We start from the raw sequence: 5,369 nt of genomic DNA on the forward strand, positions 1-5,369 counted from the left end.
ACAAAGTCGCCGCGGACAACGCTGACATCGTGGTCCGAACCGACCAACCCAGCGGCTTGCGAGTGCTGGGCAATCAAAGCTTGCTGGTCACCGCGCTGGCCAACCTGGTGTCCAACGCGATCGCGTACTCGCCGCGCGGATCGCTGGTGTCGATCAGCCGTCGTCGCCGCGGAGACAACGTCGAGATCGCCGTCACCGACCGCGGTATCGGCATCGCGCGCAAGGACCAGGAGCGGGTCTTCGAGCGGTTCTTCCGCGGCGACAAGGCACGCTCGCGCGCCACCGGCGGCACCGGGCTGGGGTTGGCCATCGTCAAGCATGTCGCGGCCAACCACAACGGCAGCATCGGGCTGTGGAGTCAGCCGGGAACGGGGTCGACGTTCACGTTGTCGATCCCGGCCTCCCAGGACAACGATGAGCAACCCAATCAACCAGCGGGGCGCGACAAGCGGCCCACGCGGTCGCAACGAGAGGAAGAACTACGCCGATGACCCCCGCGGATGAGGAGGAGTGGCGCCAATGACCAGCGTGCTGATCGTTGAGGACGAGGAGTCACTGGCCGATCCCCTGGCGTTTTTGCTGCGCAGGGAGGGCTTTGAGGCCACGGTGGTTACCGATGGGCCATCGGCGCTGGCCGAGTTCGACCGGGCCGGCGCTGACATCGTGCTGCTCGACTTGATGCTGCCGGGGATGTCCGGCACCGACGTGTGCAAGCAACTGCGCGCGCGTTCAAGCGTGCCGGTGATCATGGTCACCGCGCGCGACAGTGAGATCGACAAGGTGGTCGGCCTCGAGCTGGGCGCCGACGACTATGTGACCAAGCCGTATTCGGCCCGCGAGTTGATCGCCCGGATCCGCGCGGTGCTGCGCCGCGGTGGCGACGACGACTCCGAAGTCACCGATGGCGTGCTGGAATCAGGGCCAGTCCGGATGGACGTCGAGCGACACATCGTCTCAGTAAACGGCAAGCAAATCACCTTGCCGCTCAAGGAGTTCGACCTGCTCGAATACCTGATGCGCAACAGCGGTCGAGTGCTTACCCGCGGTCAGTTGATCGACCGGGTGTGGGGCGCAGACTACGTCGGCGACACCAAGACACTCGATGTCCACGTCAAGCGGCTGCGCTCGAAGATCGAAGCCGACCCCGCCAATCCCGTGCATCTGGTGACGGTGCGCGGGCTGGGTTACAAGCTCGAGGGGTAACCCGTCTGCCACCGCTAGGGGCTCTTGAGACTCCCAATCTTTGCGCCCTGGCGGGCGGCGTACGACGAAGTCGCTCCGAGGCGGGAAATCAACTCAGGTGGTCGACAAGTGCATGCCTGCAGGGTGGCCTGGACGAGGTGGCCCGAACGGCGGCTCGGTGCTCACGCGCGCGATCTACTCGGGCGTCGCCGGTCCAGGAGCTCAGCTGCAACCGCCTGTGCCAGCGCCATGATCGACACCTGCGGGTTGACCTCCGGGCAGCTGGGCAGGATCGATGCGTCGGCGACCCACACGCCGTCGACGCCACGCAGCCGGCCGTGCTGGTCGACCGGGCAACGCTGTTCGTCGGCGCCGGCCGCCGCCGTGCCTGAAGGGTGAAAAGCGGCCAGGTGCAAGCTCTTTGGGTCGGTGCGGCGCACTACTTCTTGCAGCGCGGGCAGCGACGTCACCGTTCCCGCGCGGGGCAGCCCGGTCAGCACCTCCACCGCGCCGGCGGCGAACAGTAGCCGGCCCATGGCCTCGATCGCGGTCATCAGCTTGGCCGCGTCGGCGCGGGCGATGTCGTAGCGCAGCACTGTCTGGCCGCGCACCGAAAGCACCCGGCCGACACCGCGGTCAGCCACCATCGCCCCGAACGTCGCGACGTGCGAAGCCTTGTCGAGCCAGCCCAGCAGCTCGGCGCCGTAGCCGGGAAACACCATCGACCCCATGCCCGGCGGTGTCGAGGTCGCCTCGATTAGCACGCCAGACGACGAGTGCAGCTGATCGCTGGCCGCGCTTTGCAGCACGCCGCGCCACGCGTGGATCTCGTGTTCGAAGCGCCCGGCCACCATCACCGCCGGATGCACGGCAAGGTTGCGGCCCATCAGGGGATGCGAGCCAAGGCCACTGCGGCGCAACAGGTTCGGCGTTTCGGTGGCGCCGGCGGCCACCACCACGGTGTCGGCGAGCACATCGAACGCAGTCCCGTCAGGCCGTCGAGCCCGCACGCCGCGTGCACGTCCGTCGGCGTGCAGTATCCGCTCAGCGCGCGCGTCGCACACGATCTGCGCCCCGGCCGCACACGCCTGAGGCAGCGCGTTCAGGTGCACACCGAACTTGGCGTTGCGTGGACAGCCGATCGCGCACTGACAGCAGCCGTCGCAGCCGGGCGCGTTGCGCGGAATCGGGGCGGCGTGCCAGCCCAGCGCAGCTGCGGAGTCGAGCAGCAGCCGTCCGTTGCGTCCCATGATCTCCAGCGGTACAGGCGCCACCTGCAGCGTGCGCTCGACATCGCCTAGATGGCCGGCCAGCCGGTCAGGGTCGGCGAGTGCCAACCCGAACTCGCCGCGCCAGCGCTGCTGGACCGCCAGGGGCGGTCGATAGCAGGTGCCGGAGTTGACCACGGTGGTGCCGCCGACGGCCCTACCGATCGGCAGCACCACCGCCGGGCGCCCGAGCGCGATGGTGGCGCCCGCCCCGCGGTACAGCCCGGCGTAGCGGTCGATCGGGTGCATGCTGCGAAACTCGTCGACGGTCCAGCGCCGGCCCTCCTCGAGGACGACGGTCTGCAGACCGGCCCGCGCCAAGCTGCGGGCCGCCATCGCCCCGCCCGCGCCGGAGCCGACGATCACCGCGTCGGCTCGGATCACCGAGGCGCTCGCTGCCGACGGCACAACGTCGAGTGGCGCATCCGGACGGGTGACGTCATGATCTTGGGCACGGGCCAGCAACTCCGGCGCGTAGCTGTCCGCGCCGTTGGCCAGCAAGACAATTGCCTTGAGTCCCTCGATCGCCGCGCGGGCGTCCGGGCTGAGCGCGGCAACCCGGCGCAACAGGTCCGCGCGAGCATCCGGTTCCAGCCGCGACAGCGACCGGCCGGTCGCCAGATAACTTGCAGCGGTGAGGGTTATCAGCCCGGCCCGCACCGCATGCCGCGAGCCCGCCGGCAGTTGCGCGACGTAGCGCTCCACCCTTTCGACGAGTTGAGCAGGGGACGGGCCGCCGCACTCCTCGGGCAGCAGCGCGGCACCGAACGCCGCGGTCGCGCGTTCCGCCAGACGAGTCATCGCAGACGCCCGAGCCACCTGCCGAGCTTGATGAAGAACGGATACGTCGCGAAGATTCCGCCCGCCAACGCATGCATCGGCCAGCGCAGCTGCTGGGTATTGACCCCGAAAACCCCACTGTTCCACATGAAGTCACGCCCGTTCTGTGCCCGGAACGGCCGCCACAGCACCCCGAGGCCCGGCACGTTGTTGTACAGGCCGAACGAGCCGCCGAAGAAGACACCGAGAGTGGCGGCCTCTGCGACATCGCGCCGGTCGTCGGGCAGCGTGCGTTCGATCAAGACCCCGGAAGCCACCAGCATCGGCGGGTCGAAGAGAAAACTCATGACGGAGTCCTTTCGTTGACGGCGGGCGCTTCTGCGCCGCGCAACCCGACTTCAGCGTGGCCGGTGCCGAGCACCGACCAACGCCGATCGCCGACTTCGACGTAGACGTCGGCCTGCTCGGTGTTGGTGCACACCGCGGTGGCGCCGTCGGGATCGGTGTATTGCAAACTCACACACCGGCCTTCCGGTTGGTCGACCCGGATGAGCACGTCACGTCGCCCGATGCGGCCCTCCAGCTGCCAGTGCCGCACACCTAACGTCGTACGCATCCGCAACGACGGCAAACCGCTTGGCGGCCAGTCTTTTCCGTCGATCCGGAACCGGATGAAAGCCATCGGCGCCAGCCTGCGCAGGCCTGGTCTGTGCGACACTGCGGTGACGACCTCCAGGACGTCGCCGTCGCCGAGGTCGGCGTGCAGCCAGGCCCAGCGCTTGGCGTTGCCGTGCCCGTAGATATGGGCCACCGCGCCGCGCCACCCGTCGAGCCGATGGCTGGTGTCGCCGACGGTGAATGCACCGGTGAACTGCGCGGTCGGGGCCACTACCACCTGGGCCCCGGGCAGCAGTTCGCGCTCCCACGCCATGCGGGGAAAGGTCCACAGCGGCGCTCCGGTGTCTTTCCAGCGCAGCTCCCACGCCAGCGATCCGGCTCGCCCGGATAGCTCTTCGAATGCGGTCCGCGCTCCGGCGGCGTCGAACCACGCGGGTCCGGCTACCGGCTCGGCGGGTTCTGGCCCGAACCGCTCGGTGCGCGGTGAGCCGTCGGGCGGGAACCACGTCGCCCAGCCGTGCGCATAGGGTGAGCCGGTGGTGGGTGCCACTATTTCGTGATGCAGCCACAAGCCAGCGCGGGTCACTGGATCCGACAACGTGGCATACCAGACTTCCAACCGCCCGGGCTTGCCACCCCAGCGCGGGGCAGCCGCGGATCGCAATGGGTCGTCCACGACTTCACCTCCTTGCGCCGGCCCGTCCACTATATTGGTTGAGCCAATGAACCAGTCAAGCCCTTTTTCGCCGCCGGAGCGGCAACGCCTGGACGAACAGATCGCCGCGTCCATCGCCGACGCCATCCTCGACGGGATGTTTCCGCCGGGCTCGACGCTGCCGCCGGAGCGCGAGCTTGCCGAGCAATTCGGTGTCAACCGCACCTCGCTGCGCCAGGGATTGGCGCGGTTGCAGCACATGGGGCTGATCGAAGCCCGGCAGGGCAGTGGCAACGTGGTTCGCGATCCCACCGGTCTGACCCATCCCGCGGTGGTCGAGGCGCTGGTGCGCAAGCTCGGCCCGGACTTCCTGGTGGAGCTGCTCGAACTGCGGGCGGCGTTCGGCGCGTTCATCGGCCGGCTCACGGCCGAGCGCGCCAGCCCCGACGACGTCAGCGCGCTGCACTTTGCCCTGGCGACGGTGCAAAACGCCGCCACCGCGGAGGCGCGCCAAGCGGCCGACCTGGCCTTCTTCAGCGTGCTGGTCCATGCCACCCGCAACCGCGCGTTGGGCCTGCTGTACCGCTGGGTCGAGCAGGCGTTCGGCGGTCGCGAGCACGAGCTGACCGCGGCCTACGGCGACGCCGACACGGTGGTCGCCGAATTGCGCGCGATTACGGATGCGGTGACGGCGCGCAAAACCTCGGCGGCAGCCGCTGCCGTCGAGGCCTACCTGGGCTCCAGCGCACTTCGCATGGTGGAGTCCTACAAGGCGGCCTACCACCCAGACTGACGCCGCCACAAAAGCGATAGCGCATGTGCTATCGCTTTGTGAACTCACATACTGGTCTGTTGTCGGTGCCGGC

At 68.7% G+C, this 5,369-nt stretch carries 6 protein-coding genes; 3 read left to right on the forward strand and 3 right to left on the reverse strand.

Translation table 11 applies throughout. The features are described from left to right. Both VFA16_RS15650 and regX read left to right on the forward strand, forming a co-directional pair. On the forward strand, nucleotides 1–491 hold a 491-nt coding region (locus VFA16_RS15650; RefSeq protein ID WP_324968701.1), incomplete at its 5' end, for a sensor histidine kinase. Between the two features lie 28 nt (nucleotides 492–519). Continuing rightward, nucleotides 520–1,203 carry a two-component sensory transduction protein RegX gene (gene regX / locus VFA16_RS15655; RefSeq protein WP_083090090.1) on the forward strand — a complete coding sequence of 228 codons (684 nt, stop codon included), beginning with the start codon at nucleotides 520–522 and terminating at the stop codon, nucleotides 1,201–1,203. Nucleotides 1,204–1,364: 161 nt separating this feature from the next. Here the strand turns inward: regX and VFA16_RS15660 are convergent, their stop codons facing one another. The 3 genes from VFA16_RS15660 to VFA16_RS15670 are packed head-to-tail and all read right to left on the reverse strand — an operon-like array spanning nucleotide 1,365 to nucleotide 4,524. After that, entirely contained in the window at nucleotides 1,365–3,251 is a 1,887-nt protein-coding gene (locus VFA16_RS15660) for a GMC family oxidoreductase (protein ID WP_324968702.1), read from the reverse strand. Further along, on the reverse strand, nucleotides 3,248–3,577 hold the full coding sequence (locus VFA16_RS15665; protein WP_324968703.1) for a hypothetical protein: 330 nt from the start codon (nucleotides 3,575–3,577) through the stop codon (nucleotides 3,248–3,250). Before VFA16_RS15665 ends, VFA16_RS15660 begins: the two co-directional genes overlap by 4 nt. Then, on the reverse strand, nucleotides 3,574–4,524 hold the full coding sequence (locus VFA16_RS15670) for a hypothetical protein (protein WP_324968704.1): 951 nt from the start codon (nucleotides 4,522–4,524) through the stop codon (nucleotides 3,574–3,576). Before VFA16_RS15670 ends, VFA16_RS15665 begins: the two co-directional genes overlap by 4 nt. A gap of 46 nt (nucleotides 4,525–4,570) precedes the next feature. On the opposite strand from VFA16_RS15670, the gene VFA16_RS15675 reads away from it, so the two are divergent. Further along, on the forward strand, nucleotides 4,571–5,296 hold the full coding sequence (locus tag VFA16_RS15675; protein WP_324968705.1) for a FadR/GntR family transcriptional regulator: 726 nt from the start codon (nucleotides 4,571–4,573) through the stop codon (nucleotides 5,294–5,296). Nucleotides 5,297–5,369: the final 73 nt, after the last annotated feature.

This window comes from Mycobacterium sp., assembly GCF_035653355.1.
Classification (GTDB): Bacteria; Actinomycetota; Actinomycetes; order Mycobacteriales; family Mycobacteriaceae; genus Mycobacterium.